The organism is Sporosarcina sp. NCCP-2222 (genome assembly GCF_023168145.1).
In the GTDB taxonomy this organism is placed as follows: domain Bacteria; phylum Bacillota; class Bacilli; order Bacillales_A; family Planococcaceae; genus Sporosarcina.
In genome coordinates this window covers 112,126-134,583 of record NZ_BQYK01000002.1, presented here as the reverse complement: position 1 = coordinate 134,583, position 22,458 = coordinate 112,126, and the positions used below count along the sequence as shown (strand labels likewise).

Here is a 22,458-nt window from a genome sequence, read left to right as displayed (position 1 = left end):
GCTACATAAAGTTCACGTCCGAACTTAGCGTAAATACGACTTGTATTTGCATCTTTGGACGCTTTTTTCTCTTTAATATTATTCCATTTACGGCCCATCGTTACCACTCTCTTTCGATATGAGCTTAAAATTCTTTCAACTCACCGAGTTGAATAAAGTAATCGAGTTATTATACACCTTTGGGGGGAATGAAGACAAGAGAAACATTCGGATACTTCGGTTATTAACGGGGGAGTGTTTGCTAGATGGCAAGTTTCCCTTTTTATCAGCAATAAAGTACTTTATACTAAGAGTGGCACTGCATTTTCGAAATAGAAAGGAAACGTGGGCATGAATCTTGTATACCAAGGCAAGACGAAAGATGTGTATCAGTTGGAAAACGGCAATGTTCTATTGAAGTTCAAAGACGACGTGACTGGTGAGGATGGTGTGTTTGACCCTGGCGCCAACACGGTAGGATTGACGATTGAAGGGGCAGGGCAATCCGGTCTTCGCATGACAAAGTTTTTCTTTGAGAAATTGGCGGAGAAAGGTATACCGACCCATTATGTTGATGCGGATATCGATGAAGTTCAAATGACAGTGAAGCCGGCAACTGTGTTCGGAAAAGGGTTAGAAGTTATTTGCCGTTTTCGGGCAGTCGGCAGCTTCTTGAGAAGGTACGGCGCCTATTGTGAAGAAGGGCAGCCGCTCGATGCATTTGTTGAAGTGACAATCAAAGATGACGATCGCAACGATCCTCCGATCACTAAGGATGCGCTCGCCCAGCTCGGCATTTTGACGAACGAGGAATATGACATTTTGGAGCCATTGACGAAACAAATAGCGACTGAAGTGAAAGATATCCTCGCTGGCAAAGGGCTTGACTTATATGACATCAAACTTGAATTTGGCCGAGATGCACAAGGGAACATCATGCTTATCGATGAAATTTCTGGCGGCAATATGCGGGTTTATCAAGAAGGTACATATATTCCTCCTCTGGAACTTGAAAAATTAGTACTGGCATAATATTGTATCGTCGCTCTTCCAATCGGAAGGGCGGCGTTTTTTTTGTGGTTTTAATTACCACTCATAAACTTTAAGAAATCGGGCAATTCTGGGCAGGACAAGACATCTAGGAGGTAGTTGAAATGAAGACGATGAAAACCTTGCCTTTGCTGTTGCTTGCAGCCGTGCTATTAATAGCAGGCTGTTCGAAGAAGGATACGAAGCTTCCGGTAAGTGCGGAGAAGGTGGAAGCGATTGTTTCACCGCTGATCGATAAGGATGGAACGGAAATCGGGAATGTAACAATGAGTGAGGATGCAAAAGGCGTAACCATTAGCATTGAAGCAGAAGGATTGCCGCCAGGGTTGCATGGCGTCCATATTCATGAGACGGCTGTTTGCACTCCTCCAACATTTGAATCAGCCGGAAGCCATTTCAATCCAACGAAAAAAGAGCATGGTTTCGACAACCCGAAAGGCTTCCATTTAGGCGATTTGCCGAATGTTGAAGTGGGAGAAGACGGGAAAGTGGAGGCGCAAGTGACGACAGCGGACCTCACATTGAAGCCGGGGGCTGACATGTCGCTGCTCGACAAAGATGGAAGTGCCCTCGTCATTCATGAGGGGCAAGATGATTATAAGACCGATCCGGCAGGCAATTCGGGCGCACGGATTGCATGTGCGGAAATTAATAAGAAATGACAAAAACCGGTAGCAAGAGCCAATGGCCTGCTACCGGTTTTCCGTTTATCTATGGTTTCAAAATCACTTTAATGCAATCATCTTCATGTTCGAAGAAATGATGATAAGCGGACGATGCTTCTTCCATCGGTACGACGTGAGTAATGATTTCCGTTGGATCAAACTCTCCATTCTTGATTTTCTCGAACAGCATAGGCATGTAATGAATGACCGGGGCTTGTCCCATTTTTAACGTAATGTTTCGTTCAAATAGATTGCCTAGCGGGAACATGTTATAAAACATTCCATAAACGCCTGTCAACTGGATGGTACCGAATTTCCGGACAGCTTGGTGGCCGATTTCCAAAGCGCTTAATGTCCCGCCTTGCACTTTCATCTTCTGGCCAAGCTTCTCCAGCATATTCTTCTTTCCATCCATACCGACACAGTCGATAACGATATCGACGCCGCCCTTTGTCAATTCCTTTATATGAGCTCCCATATTATCATATTCGTCGAAATTGAAGGCTTCCACGTTATTCATGTTCACAGCATGGTTCAAGCGATAAGGAACATGATCGATTGCGATAACGCGTTTTGCCCCTTTCATCCAAGCAAACTTTTGTGCCATGAGGCCAACGGGACCGCAACCAAGAACAGCCACCGTATCGCCAGGAGAAACACCAGCATGCTCTACACTCCAATAAGCGGTTGGCAAGACGTCAGACATGAACAAAAGAGCTTCATCTGGCAGTTCACATGATTCAGGGATGATAAAAGGTGTTGTATTCCCATATGGAACTCGCAAATATTCTGCTTGGCCTCCAGGATAGTTGCCATACCGTTCAGTGAATCCGAAATAGCCGCCGGTGTCCATGTGAGGGTTCGGGTTGGAGTTATCACATTGGCTTTCCATTTCATGCTGGCAATAAAAACATTCGCCGCAAGAAATATTGAATGGAATCACAACACGGTCGCCCTTCTTCACCTTTGTTACACCGGGGCCGACTTCTTCCACAATCCCCATGGGCTCATGACCGATGACGTAATCCTTATGCGTAGGCAAAGCTCCGGCATAGATATGCAAGTCAGAACCGCATATGGCAGTCGAAGTGATGCGCACGATAATATCATCGGGGTTCTCAATTTTCGGAGCCTCCACTTTCTTGACCTGAATGTCCTTTACTCCTTGGAACGTGACCGCTTTCATTGAATCCCTCCTCGTATCGTATCTTCTTATGTTCCCCTGAAAGAAGTCGACTAACCGTGAGATAGGGAATTTCTGAACAGTTTATTTTAAAATGAAGTTTTCTGTATAATATGGCTGCGAGTTTTCATTGAAAGCAACGCCGATGCCAAGGTGGCTGTAGTCTTTTATTAATATATTGTCACGATGTCCCTTGGAATTCATCAAGCCTTCGTGGGCAAAAATACTGCTCGATTGACCGTATGCCAAATTTTCTCCGGCTCTGATAAATTGGATATGGTCGTCCTTCATCCGGTCGAATGGTGATTTGCCTTGTAAATTGTCATGGCTGAAATAGTCATTGTCGGCCATATCTAGACTGTGATTCCTTGCTGTTTCAGAAACGCGCTCATCCCATGAAAGGATGGACCGCCCGTGACGGACTCGGGCAGCATTCGTCAAATCGTACAGTTGTTGTTCAAAACCGAGCCGCAGAGCCGGATCAGCCAACGCGTACAAATCGGGTTTCTTCCGCTCCAATTCCGTTGTAACAAGCTGCACCGCCGTTACGGTTGTACCTTGATGGAGATCGTAGAAGACATATGTGTAGATATCTCCCTGTTTGAAAACATCCATGCCTTCATCCTCTTGTAGCACATAAATGTTTAAACCTTTGCGTATTTCCGTCACAGGTTCGCCAAGTGCTTTGCGTACCTCTGCTTTCGGGGTGCCGTAGGCAATGCCGTTTGTAGACGAGACGAGATCGTCGTTTGTGTAAATGGCCGCCACTTTTTTATTTTTCCCAAACGCGATCATAACAAAATTTTGGTAGTCTTCATGGTAGGTAAGCCAATCGGTGCCGTATTCGTTTCTCGAATGGCTCTTTGGTTCTCCGAGCTCCCTCGTCACGTCTTCCTCGGACGATCCGATTTCTATATTGTGAATGGAAATCGGTGAAAGCACGGGTTTTTCCAAAGCGGGTTTGGGCACTTCTTTTGGTACAACCGCATCCCAATCCGCTGTTTTGGCAGAGATGAAGTAGAGGAAATGATCCCATTTATCCCGGATTGTATCAATGGTGGAGGACACGCTTTCGTTATTGAAAAATTCCTGGACCCTCTCATCGACAGGCTGTAAAAATGATAGGTCGATATGCTTGGACACCGGCTCTTCCCATAATGGCTTCGCCAAGTACAAGGCAACTATGAATATAATGAAGAGTAACAGCCGCTTCACTAGAAATCGCCTCCTTCCTAGTTATTGTATCCGTTTTTTTGGATTGGAATACAGCAAGAGCTCTTTAGATTTGATTTCCGTTTGTGAAAGTGCGGAAACCTTGTATACTTAAAGAATAATGAAGGACCCGGAAATGTGGGGGAGGCGTTGTCATGTTTAGTGGGTTGAGTTCTATACCAAGTTGGTTTTATATGCTGGCGTTTGCGGTCGTCATCTTATTAGTGGTTTTTATTGAATGGAAAACGAGGTGACAGGAGATGGCAGGCGGAAAATCAAAAAGGCAGAAACCGAAAGTGTCTTCTGAATTAGAGGAAATTCGTGCGGAGGATTGCTGGCGGCGGGATGGTTTTATCGAAAACGTTCGAATCGTTGATGGGATATTGGGCGTAGAAGAAGCACGTGTTGTGTTTGACGGCTGTCACTTAAAGGATGTGTCATTCGCCAATGCAACTTTCCATGAGGTTGAGTTTGTCGATGTCATTTTTGAAACATGTGATTTTTCTAACGTCCAATTGGAGCATGCCGTGTTCCATCGCTGTGAAATAAGGGGTTCCAAGCTGACTGGTGCAAACTTGGCAAACTCGAAGTTGTCGCATACATTATTCCAGGCTTGCGACGGGCGATATGTCAATTTTAGCTTTGCTGAGTTGAAGATAGTAGATTTCTTGGAATGTCATTTGCCTGATGCCGATCTTTATGAGTGCGTTGGGACGGGCTTCCGTTTTGATAAATGCCAAATCGATAACATCAATTTGGCGGAAACTGATTTGGATGGAGTCGATCTATCGACAAGCACCTATGACCGGCTTGAAGTGACGCTGACAAAAGTAGCGGGATGCATCGTATCCCGAGAGCAGGCCATGGGGTTTGCACGCATGCTGGGCTTAACAGTGAAAGAGGAATAATGGTATACTGATACACAACCTGAGGATAGAAAGAGTGGAAAAATAATGTTGTCATTTGAACAGAAGCAAAAAATAATTGAATCCTTTCCAGAATTGACGCGGAAAGAGGTTTCCTTAAAACGCCTGAATTATCATTATGAAGACAGCTTGTACGAGAAAACCATTGTCGTGCAGCATCTGCATCCAAACGGGAATGGCTATGTGTATGTCGAGGGTATTTCTGGCTACACACCTGATGACCGGGGGCTCGTTAATATCCGCGAGGCGTCGGAAGAAGAATTGCGGCGGACAATTGAAGATGCAATCCGTGGATTAGCGACAGAAGAGCAATGGGACGAAGCGGAGTCGATCGAGGAAGCTTGGGTGAATGACCAAGGCCAGAAGCTGACACTTCTGGAGGAGGAAGGGTTTTTCAACATTTACCATGGCTATAACTTAGAAGAAAGCTTCGGGGATTATGGAGAAGCAGTGGATTATTTGAAAGAAGAGCGATTCAAACGCAGCGGGGGAGATTTGAAATGAAAGGCAAGACGCTCGTTATCGGGTTGATTCTTTTTGTTATCATCGTTGTAGCAGTCATCTATTTTGCTATGATGGCCCAGTTCAAGAAAGATGAGAACGGATGGGAGCCAATCGACTCGGAGTTGCATATGATAACGGAGAACGGGATATATTGAGAGGAACGCACACTTGGATGAGAATCCGGGTGTGTTTCTTTTTGTTTTCACTAAAAAACCATCTGCACACAGTATGTGCAGATGGAATCAATCAATGCCAATTACCGGCTTTATATGGGCCTTTCCGAAATGGCAGCCACCAGTTCCATTTGCCGAACAGCTTCATCAGACTTGGAACGAGCAACAGGCGAATAATGGTCGCATCGATGGCAACAGCTATCGCGATGCCGACGCCAATTTGCTTGACGGGCATGACATCTGTAAAAGCGAATGCGCCTGTCAGAACAATCATGATCAGGGCGGCGGACGTAATAATTTTGCTCGTGGCCGCAAGCCCTTCTACGGTGGAGTGATCATTGTCCAATGTGTTGGCGTACTCTTCCTGCATCCGTGAAATGAGGAACACTTCATAGTCCATGCTTAAACCGAAGACGAGGCTGAAGATGATAACCGGGATAATCAAGGCAATCGTGCCGGGATGCAACCCGAAGTGTCCGTATTGGAAAATGTACACCAAAATTCCGAAAGTCGCGGACAAGCCGATAATATTCATCAGAATAGCCTTAATCGGTATTAAAATCGAGCGGAACGCGATCATTAAGATAATCATGGTAGAAATGACGATGAGCAAGAGGACGGACAAAAGATTATCAAAAATCTCATCAAAGATTTCCTGATTAAATTTCGGTTGACCCCCGATCAGCAAATTCCATTCGGTATTGCGAGTCGACCAATCCCGGACCCAATCCTGTGCCTCATCCGATGTGCCGCCAGCAGTCAAGGTGACTGGGATGAGTAATTGCTTTCCTTGGACAAACGAGTCGAGCAATGGGGCAAGCTGTGCTTTCATTTCAGGAACTTGGAGTGCCTGCTCCCATTCGGCTGGTGACGCAATGCCGCTCGCAGAATAGATCGTCGTTGCCGAATCAACCAAAGGATCTGATGTTAATTCATCCTCTAACTGTTTCATCGACTCCAATCCATTCGTATCCGACCAGCCCTCTTTTCGTTCCGCTATGACATAAACAGAAGATTGATCACCTAAACCGAACGTCTCATCCATGAGTTCATAGGAAGATCTTGTATCGTAGGAGGTTGGCAGAGAGTCAATCTGTGGAATCGTCAATTCCATATTCTTCGCAGGAATTAAGGCGGTGCCGAGCAATACAAGCGCAATAATCGTAATAAGGATCGGGCGCTTGATCACCCCTTTGGCAAATTGACGCCAACGATTTGCCCCGTTTTCTTTCACTTTCAATATCTGCCCTTTGTTTATCCGGTCGCCAAGCAGGATGAGGATCGAGGGCAGTAATGTGATCGAGCTGAGTACTGCCATGCCGACAATGATCATGCCGCCGAGCGCGATGTTCTGGAAGATTTCAACTCGAATGAGCAACAATGCACCGAGCCCGATGAAAACGCAAAACGCCGAAAAGATAACAGAGCGTCCGGCTGTGCGGATGGTTGTTGCGACAGCTTCCATGATTTCGCTCTTTTTTCGCTCCTCTCGGTACCGGCTAATGAAAAGAAGGGAGAAATCGATGCTTAGCGCGAGTCCGAGCATGGGAACAATATTTAGGACGAAAATGGACAAGTCCATCTGTCCACCTAGCAGCGATAAAATCCCGAATGCTGAAACGACCGTTGCAATACCGACGAATAGCGGAACGAGAGAGGCAGCGACAGAACCGAAAGCGAATAACAGCACGATAATTGCGATCGGGAGACCAATCGCCTCTGCTTTCATGAGGTCTCGCTGGCTGGCTGTATTGATGTCCTTTGTAATAGCGGATTGTCCGGTCAAGGTGACGCCTTTTTTATCCCCAATTGCTTCCCGGATCAACGTAACGACATCCGCCCGGTCCTTTTCTGGTTCGTTAAAATGAAGCAGTGCGTAGGATACCTCTTTGGAATATTGCGTTTCATGATCCAGTGGCGAATCGATTTCAGAAACGACATTTAATTTATTGATTCGGGACAAAGTGGATTCGATCGCTTCGTCCGGCACGTGATCGAATACGACAAACATCGTTTCGGCGGGCAGTTCGAATGTATCGGAAGCCATTTTCATCACTTGTTCATGTTCCGCATCCATCCGGAATCCATCGCCTGCAAGCAAGCTGGGCAGCCGAACGGCAAAAATTGCCATGACAATCACGAAAAGAATCCAGAACGCCATGATGTACTTATGTGCGGAGGTAACTAAACGGGCAAGCAGCCGCATGGTACCGTCCTCCTTTGTATGTATAGTTGCTGTTCCTATCTTACCGGATTCTGCCACCAATGTCTCTTTTGAAATAAAAAAACCACTCTCCGAAGAGAGTGGTTTTGGAAAGTCAAATTAGTTTTTTGTAACGTTTGTAGCTTGAAGTCCACGTTGACCTTGTTCGATTTCGAAACTAACGTCTTGGCCTTCTTCAAGAGTTTTGAAGCCGTCGCCTTGGATAGCGGAGAAGTGTACGAATACATCGTCGCCATCTTCACGTTCGATGAAGCCATAACCTTTTTCTGCGTTAAACCATTTTACTTTACCTTGTTCCATGTTTGTTTCCTCCTCGTGTGCTATGCACACATTGTGTTACTATCCTTGCTCAAGTCTTGAAGCGGTCAAACCGTCACGCCGAACAAAAATAATTCTCCTTTATCATAACAGAGCTATTTTGACAATGCAAGTGAAAAGAATTTATTTAGAAAATAAGTTTAGCAATTGATAAAGAATTGCGGCAATCGTAGCCGAAATCGGCATAGTGATTACCCATGTGATGACGATCTTTTTAGCCACTCCCCATTTAACGCCTTTGACCCGTTGTGCAGAGCCCACGCCCATAATGGCAGAAGAAATGACATGCGTCGTACTGACCGGCAAATGGATCAGCGTTGCGCCAAAAATAATCATCGCCGAACTGAGATCGGCTGCAGCGCCGTTCACCGGACGGATCTTCATAATTTTGCCGCCGACCGTTTTTATGATTTTATAGCCGCCGATAGATGTTCCGAGTCCCATTGCTGTGGCAGCGGCGATTCGAACCCATAATTGGATATCATCGCCGGTTTGCATATTGGCTGCAATCAACGCCATGGTAATGATCCCCATAGCTTTCTGGGCATCGTTTGTACCATGAGTGAATGACTGCAAGGCCGCTGTTCCAATTTGCAAGTAACGGATTCGTTTATTTGCCTTAAACAAATTGCGGTTCTTTAAGACGACTTTGAAGATCGACATCACAAGAAAACCTGCCGCTATCGCGATAAATGGCGAAATGAGCAATGCTTCCAAGATTTTAATGAAGCCGCTATAGTTCAAAACGGCAAACCCGGCAGCAGAGATGGCGGCCCCTGCGATGGAACCGATCAACGCATGGGATGAACTTGAAGGAATCCCAAAATACCAAGTGACCAAATTCCAGATAATTGCTGAAATGAGGGCAGCTAAAATGACGAGAGAACCGTTTTCCAACATAAATGGATCAACGATATCCTTTGAAATCGTTTTGGCAACGCCAGTAAAAGTCAACGCGCCAAGAAAATTCATCGCAGCTGCCATATAAATGGCTGTGCGCGGTTTGAGAGCCCGAGTCGATACAGAAGTTGCAATGGCATTCGCAGTGTCATGGAAACCATTGATGAAATCAAATGCCAAAGCAAAAATTACAATGAGAATGGTGAGTATTACAAATGTATCCATCTGCTTACCCCTTACGCATTACGCATGATGATCGTTTCGATTGTGTTCGCTACGTCTTGGCAGTGGTCAGCAATGTCTTCCAACAGCTCGTACATGTCCTTGAACTGGATGATGCGGATCGGATCTTTTTCCCGAAGGAAGAGTTGTTTAATCGAGGTGCGCAGCACTTCGTCGCAAATCCGCTCATATTCTTTAATCTGCACAGCGTGATCACGCATGGCGACAAGTTTCTTGCGCGCCAGCAATTCCATGGCTTTTACAATTTCGTCTGAGCTTTTAACGATGTTCTCCATGAACTTTTGAATATATTCATCAATTTCTGTAAGCGAGAACATTTCCAAATTCGCTACAAAATGTTCGATGCCATCAAGGATATCGTCCATTTTGATAGCCAGCTGCAATATATCTTCCCGTTCAATCGGTGTCATGAAAGAGGTATTCAATTTCGAGATCAAATCATGAATCAGATCATCACCTTCGGTTTCGTACTTCTTCAATTGAACACTTACTTCTTTCAAATCAGCGACTGATGTCACTTTAAAGTCGTTGGCATAGTGCATCGCTTCTTTTACATGTTCTGCAATCGTGAGCAATGCTGAGAAAAATGGATCGGTTTTACGTGGACTAAACATGTCAAGCCTCCATCCGTTTCCGGAATCAATTTCAGTATTCCTATCATAGCAAATTTCGACAAAAAACCATACAAATTTTATTTGCGGACTTTAAAAGAATTTACTTTATATGTGAATGAATGATGAAATGTTCGGTTGCCAGTTTTATTGAAAAAGTTTTCGATAATTGAAACTTATAGGGGAATGGGCCGTATATATAACCGAGTAGGAAAGAAGGAAACGGAGGTGTTGGCTTTGGAACTGTTTGGCATGCCGATTGTGCAAGTCTATCTGACTGTCCTTATTATTGCTGGTCTAGCCACAATCTTATACATCTTCTTTAGTGATATCACGGAGGGGATCGGTGAAGGCAGTCCATTTCTAGATCCAGCTGTCATTTTGGCATTTATTACATTCACCGCGGCAATCGGGTATATTCTCGAATTACTAACGGGTTGGAATCATAGCCTTACCTTGGTTGTGTCGCTTGTCGGCGCTATCCTGCTGGACGTACTCCTCTATTTTTTCGTGCTCCTACCATTGAAATCTGCGGAGGTTTCGATGACGTATACCGATGAATCGTTAACTGGCCAGGTCGGCAAAGTCATTGTGCCGATTCCGGTGGACGGCTTCGGGGAAATCATCATTGAAACAGTGAACGGTATCATTAACAAGCGGGCGGCCGGCTATGAGAACGAACCGATCGAGTATGGCAAGGAAGTGCTTGTTATTGAAGTGAAGGAAGGCACATTCATCGTCAAGGAGTATGAACCGTTCCGTTTTTCGTAAGATCAAAACTAATAAATTCTTATAAGGGGGAATTGCGATGCCAAGTATTTTTATTATCATTGGGATTGTGGCATTTATTCTGCTAGCCATCGTCCTAGTCTACGTCTCTAAGTATAAGACGGTCGGACCGGACGAAGCGCTAATCGTTACAGGGAGCTATCTCGGCTCGAAAAATGTACATACGGATGATTCCGGAAACCGGATTAAAATCATTCGTGGAGGCGGTACATTCGTCTTCCCGGTGTTCCAACAATCGGAACCGCTCAGCTTGCTATCAAGCAAATTGGAAGTAACAACACCGGAAGTATACACGGAACAAGGTGTTCCAGTGATGGCCGACGGTACAGCCATCATCAAGATCGGCGGTTCCATCTCTGAAATCGCAACGGCGGCCGAACAATTTTTAGGAAAATCAAAAGATGACCGTGAAAATGAAGCGAAAGAAGTTCTAGAAGGTCATTTACGCTCCATCTTAGGCTCGATGACTGTTGAAGAAATCTATAAGAACCGTGATAAGTTCTCACAGGAAGTACAGCGGGTTGCTTCGCAAGACCTTGCGAAAATGGGGCTTGTCATTGTCTCCTTTACAATTAAAGATGTGCGCGATAAGAACGGATATCTTGATTCATTAGGGAAGCCGAGGATCGCACAAGTAAAACGCGACGCTGATATTGCAACTGCAGAAGCGGAAAAAGAAACGCGCATCAAAAATGCTGAAGCATCGAAGGAAGCACAAAAGGCTGAAATTGAGCGTGCTACTGAAATTGCTGAAGCAGAAAAAGAAAACCAGTTGAAAGTGGCTGAGTACCGCCGAGAGCAAGACGTGGCGAAAGCGCGTGCCGACCAGGCGTATGAGCTGGAATCCGCTCGTGCCAAGCAAGAAGTAACCGAGCAGGAGATGCAAGTCCGCATCATCGAACGTCAAAAGCAAATCGAATTGGAAGAGAAAGAGATCTTGCGTCGGGAAAGACAGTACGACTCCGAAGTTAAGAAAAAGGCAGACGCCGACCGGTATGCGATTGAACAAAATGCAGCCGCTGAAAAATCCCGTCAGTTGGCAGAAGCCGACGCGGAAAAATACCGCATCGAGGCTAGAGCCGCTGCCGAAGCGGAAAAAATCCGGCTTGATGGTTTGGCAAAAGCCGACTCGCAACGGGCACAAGGGGAATCCGAAGCCGATGTCATTCGTCTTAAAGGTCTGGCCGAAGCCGAAGCAAAACGCAAAATTGCGGAAGCCTTCGAACAGTACGGCCAGGCAGCTGTCCTTGATATGATTGTCCGCATGATCCCTGAATATGCGAAACAAGTTGCAAGCCCACTATCCAACATCGACAAGATCACTGTCGTTGACACGGGCGGCGGCGAAGGCGGCGGCGCCAACAAAGTAACCTCCTACGCAACGAACCTGATGTCCACGCTCCAAGAATCCTTAAAGGCTTCTTCCGGCATCGACGTCAAAGAAATGATGGAAAGCTACGTAGGCAAAAACACACTGCGTCCCAGCATCGACCGACTGACCGAAGAACTATCCGCTACTAAGTCGAGTGCCGGTGTCGCTACAAAAGAAGAAAATGCATCGACCGAAGAATAATTAATGAAGTGCCCCCGACCCGCCTGGCGGATCGGGGGTTTTTTGTTTGGTGGATGGTGATCGCTAGGGAATTTCGGGTGAACGCCAGAAAATCGGGCTGAACGCCAGAAAAGGCAACTGAACGCCAGATAATCGAAATGAACGCCAGAAACAGCAGGTGAACGCCAGAAAATCGAAATGAGCGCCAGAAACAGCAGGTGAACGCCAGAAAATCGAAATGAGCGCCAGAAACAGCAGCTGAACGCCAGATAATCGGAATGAACGCCAGAAAAAGTAGGTGAACGCCAGATAATAGGAATGAACGCCAGAAACAGCAGGCGAACGCCAGAAAATCGAAATGAACGTCAGAAACAGCAGCTGAACGCCAGAAAATCGGATTGAACGCCAGAAAATAGGAATATCCCAAATATGTACTTTGTATTTCTTCAAATGTTGAGAGTATAGGCTTTGTCCAATTTGTAAACTCTTGAAATCCTCATTTTGATAATCAAAACAACATCAAATCCTCGATTTACGGATTTTGAGTAATAGAGAAACTTTGATATGGTGCAATCGAGGTGAGGAAAATGATATACAAGAAGAGGAAAGAACCAGCTACGTTGCAGGCTTTGAGAAAGTTATTAAGAAGATTACCGGAGACACATGAGAAATACGGTTATGTATCTGAGGATTTTAGGAGGAGGGCAGCGGGCTTTTCGGGGGAGTCCTATTTTGATAAGCATATTAATGAGTTTCGACCATCCTATCCCTATGTTATACTTCATGATGTTTGCTTAAAGCAGAATGGCATTTACTTTCAAATGGACTCATTGTTAATTACTCCCACTGGAATCTTCATTTTTGAAGTGAAAAACTTAGCAGGAAAAATAATTGTAAAATCTGATCCTACTCAGTTTATTCAAGAAAACTTGAATGAAAGAAAAGTACTTCAGAATCCCATTTTGGAACTGGAGCGCAAGGAGATATTCCTTAAGCAGTGGCTATTAGAAAGGGGAATTGATTTGCCGATCATCGGTATTGTTGTCTTGGCTTATACAAACGAAATTATCATGAATGAACAACCTGCCAAGCAAGTTGTAAGTACACAGGATGTGCCAATCCTTTTGTACAGTCAAAGGCTCGAGCAAGAGATTATTACCTCTCAGCAGATTCGAGAGATAGCAAGTGTAATGATTGTTGAACATCAAGAGTATGTACCGGAACCTCTATTACAAATGTTTGGGATCCCATTGATCGATATTTTGCCTGGTGTTATCTGTCCGAATTGCTTTCATTTCGGTATGAAAAGACTGCTAAGAAGATGGAGTTGCAGTAATTGTGGATGCACATCTACAGATGCTCATCTGGAACTGATTGAGGATTGGTTGGTTTTGGTGGAAAGGAAGCTAACAAATCAACAATTTAGAGAGTTTGCATGTATTCAAGACATTCATGTTGCTAAAAGGCTTCTTCAAAACTCGGGACTCACTATGTACGGAGTATCTAAAGATGCTTACTATTACAGGAACTAGTGATCAACAAGAAAGGTTTAATATTTAACTGAAGCCAGAAAAACGAACCGAACGCCAGAAACAGCAGCTGAACGCCAGAAAGTCAAAACGAACGCCAGAAAAAGCGGCTGAACGCCAGAAAGTCGAAACGAACGCCAGAAAAAGCGGCTGAACGCCAGAAAAACGAAACGAACACCAGAAAACACGGCTGAACGCCAGAAAGTCGAAGCGAATGCCAGAAAAAGCGGCTGAACGCCAGAAAATCGAAATGAACGCCAGAAAGTCGAATCGAACGCCAGAAACAGCGGCTGAACGCCAGAAAGTCGAACCGAACGCCAGAAAAAGCAGTTGAACGCCAGAAAAACGAAACGAACGCCAGAAAACACATCTGAACGCCAGAACCGCAGCCCAAACGCCAATTAATCAATCCTCCCAGCAAACACCCACCCCCAACCCACTCCATTCTTAAGAAATTCTTCATTTTCCCCCTCACTCCCTCTTAAGATTCGCCGTCTATACTGGACCTACAAATGAAACAAATGGAGGTTGCAGGATGATTGAGGTTCGGGAGTTGTATCATTCGTTTAAGATTGGCAAGAAGGGCAAGGAGAAGGAAGTGCCGGTGCTGAAGGGGTTGAATTTTTCGATACAGAAAGGCGAGATCGTTTCGATTGTAGGACGGAGCGGGTCGGGGAAGTCGACGTTGCTGCATATATTGGCGGGGTTTTTGACGCCGGATCGGGGGACGATTCGGGTGGATGGCACGATGACGACTTCTTACTCGGAGGCGGAGCGAGCGGCGTTTCGGCTTTCGACGTACGGGTTCATTTTTCAGAACTTCCAGCTGATGCCGGGGTTAACGGCGTTTGAGAATGTGGAGTTGCCGCTTAAGTTGAGCGGGGTGGACCGGGCCATCCGGAAGCAGAAAGTGAAGGAGCTTCTTACGATCGTTGGATTGACGGACGTACAGCATCACTATCCAAACGAGTTGTCCGGTGGGCAGCAACAGCGGGTGAGTATCGCGCGTGCGCTTATTACGGATCCGCCTATTATTTTCGCGGACGAGCCGACGGGGAGTTTGGATTCCGAGACGGAGCAGGATATTTTGCTGTTGATTCAGTCGTTGAACCGTACCCGCGGGATTACGTTCATTATCATTACGCATGACGATACGGTGGCGGAGACGGCCGACCGGATTTATCGGATGCACGATGGAGAATTGAAGGAAGGAGGCGTGACGCATGCAGTTTAAGGATCAATTGGATTTTGTCCGTCAGCATATTAAGAAGAATAAGTTACGCGTGTTCATGACCATTCTTGCTGCAACAATGGGAACGGCTTTTCTAATCGTTCTGGCATCGGTCGGCTTCGGTATCCATGATACGATGCGAAAAGAGATTTTGGATAATCGCGCGGTAAATGAAATTGAAGTGTATTCGGATCAGATGAACGAGTCGACGGTTGAGAAACTGAAGAAGCGTGACCATATCAAAGCGGTTGTGTACCGGCAATCCATGGACCTGCAGTCTACGATATCCCTAGATGGTTTCGAAGGAAGTCAGCAGCTTATTATCACGGACTTTAAAGAGGAGGGGAAAGTAGGCTTTGCCCTGAAGGAAGGGCGTCTACCGAAAACTTCAAATGAGGTTGTGGTCGGCAGTCATTTTGCCCAGAATCTGATAGAGCCGGGTGAGGATCCGGAATTGCCTGTGACTTATGATGGGGAACTGATGGGAAAACAGTTTACGTATCAGATGGGGTTATATGATGAAAAAGAATCATTCCCGGAAGAGACGGCGTTTACGATTGTTGGTATTGCAAAAGAACCTGCGAAAGATTGGATTCAGGATGCCAATATATATGCGGATGAAAGCATTATCCCTACCTTGAATCAAATCTACCAGGCGAATGTCGAAGAACCGGATGGCGAATTGTTTTATGGCAACGTAAAAATGTACGCAGATAAGCTGGAAAATGTGAAGACTGTGAGCAACGCATTGAAGGAAGAGGGATATTCTGTCTACTCCATTGCTGACCAGCTGGAACAGATTGATGTGTTTTTCCTCGCGTTCAAAGCAGGCTTGGTGTTTGTCGGAACCATTGCCATATTGATTGCTTCGATTGGTATTTTTAACACTATGACGATGGCTGTGACAGAACGGACCCGTGAAATAGGCGTCATGAAAGCGATCGGCGCAAGTCCTAAATTAATTCAGCGGCTTTTCTTAATGGAGAGTGCTTGGATCGGTATTTTAGGGACAGTGATTGCCGTCATCCTTTCGTACGGCATCAGTTATATAGCAAATATGGTCTTGCCAATGATTGTTTCGGCAGCTCTTAGCGAAGAGGATCTTGGTGGATTGGATGTAACATTTTCCATTATTCCATGGCAGCTCGTACTCATTGCCTCTGCGATCAGTATTACAGTTGCAATGGTTTCAGGGTGGCGTCCAGCTAGAAAAGCGACCAAGATTGATGTGATTCAAGCCTTGCGTCAAGAACTATAATAAAATAATCTATTAATTCTAAAAATATGATAGCCAGCTTTGCCCTCCTCCTGTATAATGAAGAAAAATGGGACATACAGTCGATTTATGACGGGCGGAGGGTGCCGATGAAGGAGAAAAAGAGAAAGGTTGCGCCAAAGAAAAAAAGCGGTCGCCCCGTGCTGTATCTGTCTTCTGGAACGGTAACGTTGATGGAGAAGCGTCAAACTATCGCGGAAGCGATTTTTGCTTTGCCGCCGGGCGGCTCGTTTTGCGCGCAATATAATCCAGAACATACCAAGGTGGAGCAGTATACGTTAATTAGCGGAACAATGGATTACGAGCATGAAGGCAGCAGGCGGAGAATGGCAATAGGAGAGACAATCGATGCCTCCCAGCATACCAAAGTGATTACGTTCTACGCGTTGACGGAAGCGGAAGTGGTAATCCATATGGATGCACCATTTTACGAGAAAAATTTCTTTGAGATGCAATTGCTTCAGAGTGAAATGGATGCTGTGGCCCAGGTCGACGGCTATACGTATCAGCACTGTGATCGCATTAGGCAATACGCAATTGAGGTTTGGAAGAAGTTCGATCGGCCTGCCGCCAGCTTAAAGCTGATGAGATGGGGAGCCTATTTCCATGACCTTGGGAAATTGGCAATTCCGCCCGCCATCTTGAATAAACCAGGAAAGCTGACACCAGCGGAATGGGATATTATGAAATCCCATTCGCAGAGAGGGGCGGACATGCTTCGGAATCATCCGGTAGAGTGGTTGCGAGAGGCGGCCTATATCGTAGAGCAGCATCATGAACGGTTTGATGGCAAAGGGTATCCTTATGGGTTAAAAGGAGAGGAAATCTCCTTGGAAGCGGCCATTGTCTCTGTTGTGGATGCTTTTGATGCTATGACGACGGATCGCGTATACAAGAAAGCCACGCCCGTAGAGGTAGCATTGGAAGAGTTGTTGAAAGAAAAAGGGAAGCAATTCAACCCGGCTGTGGTGGACGCTTTTGTGGAAGTCATAGCAGAGAAGAAGGGCGAGATTGGATGGACTATGTTCGAGCAATGCGAAAGCTAATTGGCCAGCGTCCTTTGTTGACGGTCGGTTGTGGTGTCATTCTAACAAAAGATGACCGTATTTTGCTTCAGCACCGTGTGGATGAGGATAATTGGTGTATCCCGGGCGGCGTGATGGAAATCGGGGAAACGTTTGAGGAAACAGCGAGGCGGGAGACGTTTGAAGAGACGGGCCTTCATGTGAATCAATTGCAGTTGTTCGGCCTGTATTCAGGTGATGCCTGTTTTGTAACCTATCCGAATGGAGATGAAACGTATAGCGTCCAGGTGATCTTCATTACATCAGATTTCAGCGGCAGCCTCCAACAGAGTGGGGCGGAAAGCATAGCCCATCATTTTTTTGCAAAAGAAGAGCTGCCTGTGAATCTGAACCCGCGTCAACGCCAATTTATTGAGGAATGGGCGACAGGGAAAAATTGTATAAAATAACGACTGAGACCTGGGAGACCGGGTCTTTTCATTTTATTTCCCAGACAAAAAGGTGCATGATAGAAAGAGGAGTTTCATTCTATTTTCGAAAGGCGGAGGAAGTATGGAATATCGTATCGAGCATGACACATTTGGAGAAATTAAAGTTCCGGCAGAAAAGCTATGGGGCGCCCAAACCCAGCGGAGTAAACAAAACTTCAAAATCGGCGGCGAACGGATTCCACTCGGAGTCATTCGTGCGTTTGCGCATCTGAAGAAGTCGGCTGCTATCGCAAGCCATTCGTTCGGAAATTTGTCCGAAGCGAAAATGAAGGCGATTGCCGCGGCAGCGGAAGAAGTGTTGGAAGGCAAATGGGACGACCATTTCCCGCTTGTCGTCTGGCAGACCGGAAGCGGAACGCAATCGAATATGAATATGAATGAAGTGTTAGCGAACCGAGGTAACCAGCTGCTTGAGGAATGGGGAGAGGAAGAACGCCTCCATCCGAATGATGATGTTAATAAATCCCAAAGTTCCAACGATACGTTCCCGACAGCTCTGCATGTGGCAGGTGTTATCGCGGTGGAACGTGACGTTTTACCGGCGATTGCCGTGTTAAAAGAAACACTCGGTAAAAAATCCGAGGCATTCATGGATGTTATAAAAATCGGCCGTACTCATTTGCAAGATGCGACGCCTCTTACGCTTGGACAGGAAATTAGCGGGTGGCACCGGATGCTGGAAAAGACCGAGCGCATGCTGAAGGACAGCGTTCAATCGATGAAAGAGCTTGCCATTGGCGGAACTGCAGTCGGCACAGGCTTAAACGCACCGAAAGGCTTTGGAGACAAAGTAGCGGAGGAAATTTCAAAATCGGTCGGTATTGAGTTCACATCCGCTTCGAATAAATTCCATGCCCTCACCAGCTATGATGAAGTCGTCTACACACATGGCGCTCTCAAAGCACTTGCGGCAGATTTAATGAAAATCGCAAACGATGTGCGCTGGCTTGCAAGCGGTCCGCGTTCGGGCATCGGGGAAATCACGATTCCAGAGAATGAACCGGGCAGCTCCATCATGCCGGGGAAAGTGAACCCGACACAAAGTGAAGCGTTGACGATGGTCGTCGCGCAAGTCATGGGGAATGACGCGACAATCGGCTTCGCGGCAAGCCAAGGGAATTTTGAATTGAACGTGTTCAAGCCGGTCATCATTTACAACTTCCTGCAATCCGCGAAGCTGCTCGCTGACGGCATGCATAGCTTCAATGACAACTGTGCAGTCGGCATCGAGCCAAACCGCGAGGAAATTGATCGCAAAGTGAAGAACTCGCTTATGCTCGTAACAGCATTGAATCCGCATATCGGTTACGAAAATGCGGCTAAAATTGCGAAGACGGCTCATAAGGAAGGCACAACATTGAAAGAGGCGGCGCTCAAAACGGGTTTATTGACCGAAGAGCAGTTCGATGAATACGTCGATCCGTCCAAAATGATCGGCCGGTAAGCGATGGAGAAGACAGGTTGTCCCTATTGCCATCTGACCGAGGATCCCGAGCAGCAGATACTATTTGAAAACGAGACGTGCGCTTATATCCAGAAGGCTTCTGAGCAGACCATTTTAGAAGGCAGCGGGTTAATTATCCCAAAGAGTCATGTGTCGGATGTGTTCGGGCTGACGGAAAACGAATGGCGGGATACACAGGAGCTGCTTTTAAAGGCGAAGGCTTATTTGGAAGAGCGGTATAACCATGAAGGTTATTCGGTTGGCTGGAACACAGGCGAAGTCGGGGGACAGTCCATTATGCATGCGCACTTACATGTGATTCCGCGTTTTGCGGATGAGCCGTTTGCGGGAAAGGGAATCCGGTATTGGATCAAACAAGACAAAAATGCACGGAAAATGCATGGAATGTCCACAAAGTTGTAACCCTCTTGCACCCGCAACTCCGTTATGATGGAAGGACATTACAATATAAAGGAGTAGACATGAATGATGAAAAAGCTCATGCCTATCATAGTGATACTTGTGCTTGTCCTTTCCGCATGCGGAGACAAGTCGAAAGATAACGGTTCTGCCCATGGGGAGATGGAAGTGGGTCATGAAAAGCATTTGCCGAACGGCGATTTACAGGAAGTGACGGAATCTGCAGCGGTTCTGCCGAAGTTCTTGGATGACAAACCGGAAGATATGCGGCTTGTGTATCAAGTGGCAGCTAATGCTGAAGATGTCTTAGCTTACATGCCTTGCTATTGCGGTTGTGGTGAAAGCGCGGGTCACGGGAGCAATCTAAATTGCTTCGTTGATGAAATTCGCGAAGATGGATCTGTCGTCTGGGACGATCACGGCACTCGTTGCCTCGTCTGCCTGGAAATTGCGGCGAAATCTGTGCAAATGAAGCAAGAAGGCAAGTCAATGAAGGAAATTCGCGAATACATTGATAGCACATATAGTGACGGTTATGCTGAACCAACCGACACACCGATGCCAGCGTAAGATGATTGGTGTTCTCGGCAAGTCTAAACAAAGACTTGCCGATTTTTTTGTTTATTGTACCATTTCGGTTGCACGAGAGAAAACAAGCGAATATACTTAATTGAACAGTGGTCAAATAAATGCCGGGAGGTGATTTACATTCTAGTAGGGTTGCAAACAATGAACATTATGCTGCGCTTTCTGTTAGAGCTGCTTGGGCTGGCCATCTATGGATATGCAGGATATAAACTGGGCACAACGCCAATGATAAAATTCGGATTATCCATAGGGCTGCCTTTCAGCATTGCAGTCATCTGGGGATTATTCGGTTCTCCGCAAGCAGCAGTACAGTTACCGGCGAGCCTTCATGCAGTTCTGGAGGGCGTTGTTTTTCTAACCCCAGCAGTGTTGCTTCTATTTATTGGGAAAGGAGCACTTGGATGGGGGTATGGGGTCTTGGTTGTAGTGAACCGAATCTTCATATCAGTTTGGGAGCAGTAGGCGCTTCTTGCGAAAATCGTGCGTTTGTTTTACTCTTTATTGAACAGTGGTCAATCAAGGAGGAGCTCAAATGTCTGCAAGAAGAACGGCAAATGAAGAACTGTCGAGGGAAGCCATACTGGACACGGCCCGGCAGCTGTTTATTGAAAATGGGTATGACAAAACATCGATGAGGCAAGTGGCAACCGAATTAAAATGCAGTCATGGCGCCATTTATTATCATTTCAAGAACAAGGCGGATTTATTCCAAGCGGTCGTCTCACATGATTTTTCGAAGTTGGATTTTCTCATTGATGAGATTATGGCAACTGACTCGCAGCCTCTGGAAAAATGCCGTGCAATTTTATTAAAGTATATCGAGTTCGGCCTTCAAAACAAAAGCCATTATGAAATGATGTTCATGCTGAAGGATCAAGAAGTGCAAGGCTATTTGCAGGATCATCCGAATCAAAGTTATGAGAAGTTTGCGGACGCCTTACAAACACTTACGAATGGGAAGATGACCATTAAAGATATGTGGTGTTTGTTTTTATCTTTGCATGGATTCGTATCGTATTATTGCTACACCTCCCAAACTTTTGAAGATGTACGGGTATTAGCGGAGGCGCACGTGGCATTTTTGATGAAGGGGATGTAATGGTCCCTTTTTGAATTTAATTGAACAGTGGTTAATTAAAAGGAGGAATAACAATGAAAAAAGCGATTGTCCTGGGAGCTTCAGGAGGAATGGGATATTCTCTAGTCAATGAATTGACTGGAAGAGGTATAGCGGTAGTTGCATTTGCAAGAAACGAAGCGAAGCTGAAGTCACTGTTTGCTTCAAATCCACTCGTCACAATCCATCCTGGAGATGTACTTGACAGGGAAGCAGTGTACAAGGCGGCAGCAGGTGTTGATACAGTTTTCCATTCCGTGAGCATTTCCTATGAGCAGTGGAATGAAAAACTGCCGCGCATTATGAAGAATGTGATGAATGCGTCGACTGGCCGTAAGCTTGTCGTAGTGGACAATGTCTATGCATACGGCAGGCAAGAGGGCAAAAGGGTTTCGGAGGAGACAAAGAAAAACCCGCACACCAAAAAGGGAAAGCTTCGCTTGGCGTTGGAGCAGGAGCTAAAAGAATCCGAAATTCCTTGTATCATAGCGCATTTTCCAGACTTCTACGGACCCGGAGCGGAGAGTACGATTCTCCATCATACATTAAAAAGTGTTCTATTAAATAAAAAAGCGGGGTATGTCGGCAGGTTGGATATCCCCCGGGAATTCATTTTTACTCCGGACGGCGCCAAGGCGCTTGTAGAACTGGCGATGAACGAAAGCGCATACGGCCAAAACTGGAATATTCCCGGTGAACGTTTGGTGACGGGAAATGAACTCGTCGATATGATTCGTAGTCTGACTGGCTATGATAAAAAAGTCAGTTCAGTTACGAAGCCGATGATCCGGTTAGCTGGCCTTTTCAATCCATTTATGCGAGAATTTCTCGAGCTGTCCTATTTATACGAGAACCCATTCCAACTGGATGGCAGCAAATATGAAAGGGAGATCGGGGCTCTCCCGAGAACGCCTTATGAGGAAGGGCTCAGGCAGACACTGGCTTTTCAAGCAGACGAAGCAAACTAAAAAAGCCGGTAAGGGAAGGAGTACCTTCTCTTACCGGCTT

At 46.0% G+C, this 22,458-nt stretch carries 26 protein-coding genes and 1 pseudogene; 18 read left to right on the top strand and 9 right to left on the bottom strand.

The window, feature by feature from the left end:
- Window positions 1-98: pseudogene (locus NCCP2222_RS20845) on the bottom strand (YebC/PmpR family DNA-binding transcriptional regulator); the annotation flags it as partial.
- Between the two features lie 232 nt (window positions 99-330).
- On the opposite strand from NCCP2222_RS20845, the gene NCCP2222_RS04545 reads away from it, so the two are divergent.
- Window positions 331-1,011: a phosphoribosylaminoimidazolesuccinocarboxamide synthase gene (locus tag NCCP2222_RS04545; protein WP_248510014.1), complete on the top strand. Its 681-nt coding sequence runs from the start codon at window positions 331-333 to the stop codon at window positions 1,009-1,011.
- 122 nt (window positions 1,012-1,133) lie between these two features.
- Entirely contained in the window at window positions 1,134-1,691 is a 558-nt protein-coding gene (locus tag NCCP2222_RS04540) for a superoxide dismutase family protein (protein ID WP_309295943.1), read from the top strand.
- Window positions 1,692-1,740: 49 nt separating this feature from the next.
- Here NCCP2222_RS04540 and NCCP2222_RS04535 read toward each other — a convergent pair whose 3' ends face one another.
- The gene (locus NCCP2222_RS04535) at window positions 1,741-2,880 is read right to left on the bottom strand and encodes a zinc-dependent alcohol dehydrogenase (RefSeq protein ID WP_248510012.1); all 1,140 of its coding nucleotides are present in this window, start codon (window positions 2,878-2,880) and stop codon (window positions 1,741-1,743) included.
- An 81-nt stretch (window positions 2,881-2,961) separates the two neighbouring features.
- Window positions 2,962-4,092 (bottom strand): CAP domain-containing protein, encoded by a 1,131-nt coding sequence (locus NCCP2222_RS04530; RefSeq protein ID WP_248510010.1) that lies wholly within the window; start codon window positions 4,090-4,092, stop codon window positions 2,962-2,964.
- 257 nt (window positions 4,093-4,349) lie between these two features.
- Here NCCP2222_RS04530 and NCCP2222_RS04525 point away from each other — a divergent pair, with 257 nt between their 5' ends.
- From NCCP2222_RS04525 to NCCP2222_RS04515, 3 genes are read left to right on the top strand one after another with little or no spacing between them, the layout of a single operon-like run.
- The gene (locus NCCP2222_RS04525) at window positions 4,350-4,997 is read left to right on the top strand and encodes a pentapeptide repeat-containing protein (RefSeq protein ID WP_248510007.1); all 648 of its coding nucleotides are present in this window, start codon (window positions 4,350-4,352) and stop codon (window positions 4,995-4,997) included.
- Window positions 4,998-5,042: 45 nt separating this feature from the next.
- Window positions 5,043-5,519, top strand: coding sequence for a hypothetical protein (locus NCCP2222_RS04520; protein WP_248510005.1), 477 nt, complete (start codon window positions 5,043-5,045; stop codon window positions 5,517-5,519).
- Window positions 5,516-5,674 carry a hypothetical protein gene (locus NCCP2222_RS04515; protein ID WP_248510003.1) on the top strand — a complete coding sequence of 53 codons (159 nt, stop codon included), beginning with the start codon at window positions 5,516-5,518 and terminating at the stop codon, window positions 5,672-5,674. The genes NCCP2222_RS04520 and NCCP2222_RS04515 overlap by 4 nt, the downstream gene beginning before the upstream one ends.
- Before the next feature lie 91 nt (window positions 5,675-5,765).
- Here the strand turns inward: NCCP2222_RS04515 and NCCP2222_RS04510 are convergent, their stop codons facing one another.
- The 4 genes from NCCP2222_RS04510 to NCCP2222_RS04495 form a co-directional block, all read right to left on the bottom strand.
- Window positions 5,766-7,898 carry an MMPL family transporter gene (locus tag NCCP2222_RS04510; RefSeq protein ID WP_248510001.1) on the bottom strand — a complete coding sequence of 711 codons (2,133 nt, stop codon included), beginning with the start codon at window positions 7,896-7,898 and terminating at the stop codon, window positions 5,766-5,768.
- A gap of 117 nt (window positions 7,899-8,015) precedes the next feature.
- Window positions 8,016-8,216, bottom strand: coding sequence for a cold-shock protein (locus tag NCCP2222_RS04505; protein ID WP_009766462.1), 201 nt, complete (start codon window positions 8,214-8,216; stop codon window positions 8,016-8,018).
- 141 nt (window positions 8,217-8,357) lie between these two features.
- A complete protein-coding gene (locus NCCP2222_RS04500) occupies window positions 8,358-9,359 on the bottom strand; it encodes an inorganic phosphate transporter (RefSeq protein ID WP_248509999.1) in 1,002 nt (333 codons plus the stop codon).
- An 11-nt stretch (window positions 9,360-9,370) separates the two neighbouring features.
- A complete protein-coding gene (locus NCCP2222_RS04495) occupies window positions 9,371-9,991 on the bottom strand; it encodes a DUF47 domain-containing protein (protein WP_238079297.1) in 621 nt (206 codons plus the stop codon).
- A 249-nt stretch (window positions 9,992-10,240) separates the two neighbouring features.
- On the opposite strand from NCCP2222_RS04495, the gene NCCP2222_RS04490 reads away from it, so the two are divergent.
- On the top strand, window positions 10,241-10,759 hold the full coding sequence (locus tag NCCP2222_RS04490; RefSeq protein ID WP_248510841.1) for an NfeD family membrane protein: 519 nt from the start codon (window positions 10,241-10,243) through the stop codon (window positions 10,757-10,759).
- Window positions 10,760-10,796: 37 nt separating this feature from the next.
- On the top strand, window positions 10,797-12,350 hold the full coding sequence (locus NCCP2222_RS04485; RefSeq protein ID WP_282570653.1) for a flotillin lipid rafts scaffold protein FloT: 1,554 nt from the start codon (window positions 10,797-10,799) through the stop codon (window positions 12,348-12,350).
- A 63-nt stretch (window positions 12,351-12,413) separates the two neighbouring features.
- Here the strand turns inward: NCCP2222_RS04485 and NCCP2222_RS04480 are convergent, their stop codons facing one another.
- Window positions 12,414-12,779: a hypothetical protein gene (locus tag NCCP2222_RS04480; protein WP_248509991.1), complete on the bottom strand. Its 366-nt coding sequence runs from the start codon at window positions 12,777-12,779 to the stop codon at window positions 12,414-12,416.
- 137 nt (window positions 12,780-12,916) lie between these two features.
- On the opposite strand from NCCP2222_RS04480, the gene NCCP2222_RS04475 reads away from it, so the two are divergent.
- A complete protein-coding gene (locus NCCP2222_RS04475; protein ID WP_248509989.1) occupies window positions 12,917-13,861 on the top strand; it encodes a nuclease-related domain-containing protein in 945 nt (314 codons plus the stop codon).
- Window positions 13,862-13,878: 17 nt separating this feature from the next.
- Here NCCP2222_RS04475 and NCCP2222_RS04470 read toward each other — a convergent pair whose 3' ends face one another.
- Window positions 13,879-14,259 (bottom strand): hypothetical protein, encoded by a 381-nt coding sequence (locus NCCP2222_RS04470; RefSeq protein ID WP_248509988.1) that lies wholly within the window; start codon window positions 14,257-14,259, stop codon window positions 13,879-13,881.
- 134 nt (window positions 14,260-14,393) lie between these two features.
- Here NCCP2222_RS04470 and NCCP2222_RS04465 point away from each other — a divergent pair, with 134 nt between their 5' ends.
- From NCCP2222_RS04465 to NCCP2222_RS04420, 10 genes are all read left to right on the top strand, one after another.
- Window positions 14,394-15,092 carry an ABC transporter ATP-binding protein gene (locus NCCP2222_RS04465; protein ID WP_248509986.1) on the top strand — a complete coding sequence of 233 codons (699 nt, stop codon included), beginning with the start codon at window positions 14,394-14,396 and terminating at the stop codon, window positions 15,090-15,092.
- The gene (locus tag NCCP2222_RS04460) at window positions 15,082-16,347 is read left to right on the top strand and encodes an ABC transporter permease (RefSeq protein WP_248509984.1); all 1,266 of its coding nucleotides are present in this window, start codon (window positions 15,082-15,084) and stop codon (window positions 16,345-16,347) included. Before NCCP2222_RS04465 ends, NCCP2222_RS04460 begins: the two co-directional genes overlap by 11 nt.
- A gap of 107 nt (window positions 16,348-16,454) precedes the next feature.
- Window positions 16,455-17,411: an HD-GYP domain-containing protein gene (locus NCCP2222_RS04455; RefSeq protein WP_248509982.1), complete on the top strand. Its 957-nt coding sequence runs from the start codon at window positions 16,455-16,457 to the stop codon at window positions 17,409-17,411.
- A complete protein-coding gene (locus tag NCCP2222_RS04450) occupies window positions 17,381-17,839 on the top strand; it encodes an NUDIX hydrolase (protein WP_248509979.1) in 459 nt (152 codons plus the stop codon). The genes NCCP2222_RS04455 and NCCP2222_RS04450 overlap by 31 nt, the downstream gene beginning before the upstream one ends.
- A gap of 103 nt (window positions 17,840-17,942) precedes the next feature.
- Window positions 17,943-19,325: a class II fumarate hydratase gene (fumC, locus tag NCCP2222_RS04445; protein WP_248509977.1), complete on the top strand. Its 1,383-nt coding sequence runs from the start codon at window positions 17,943-17,945 to the stop codon at window positions 19,323-19,325.
- A 3-nt stretch (window positions 19,326-19,328) separates the two neighbouring features.
- Window positions 19,329-19,748 (top strand): HIT family protein, encoded by a 420-nt coding sequence (locus tag NCCP2222_RS04440; protein WP_248509975.1) that lies wholly within the window; start codon window positions 19,329-19,331, stop codon window positions 19,746-19,748.
- A gap of 63 nt (window positions 19,749-19,811) precedes the next feature.
- A complete protein-coding gene (locus NCCP2222_RS04435; protein WP_248509974.1) occupies window positions 19,812-20,315 on the top strand; it encodes a PCYCGC domain-containing protein in 504 nt (167 codons plus the stop codon).
- 159 nt (window positions 20,316-20,474) lie between these two features.
- Window positions 20,475-20,795, top strand: a complete 321-nt coding sequence (locus tag NCCP2222_RS04430; RefSeq protein WP_248509973.1) for a YrdB family protein — start codon at window positions 20,475-20,477, stop codon at window positions 20,793-20,795.
- A gap of 70 nt (window positions 20,796-20,865) precedes the next feature.
- The gene (locus tag NCCP2222_RS04425; RefSeq protein ID WP_248509972.1) at window positions 20,866-21,432 is read left to right on the top strand and encodes a TetR/AcrR family transcriptional regulator; all 567 of its coding nucleotides are present in this window, start codon (window positions 20,866-20,868) and stop codon (window positions 21,430-21,432) included.
- A gap of 53 nt (window positions 21,433-21,485) precedes the next feature.
- A complete protein-coding gene (locus tag NCCP2222_RS04420; RefSeq protein ID WP_248509971.1) occupies window positions 21,486-22,418 on the top strand; it encodes an SDR family NAD(P)-dependent oxidoreductase in 933 nt (310 codons plus the stop codon).
- Window positions 22,419-22,458 lie beyond the last annotated feature (40 nt).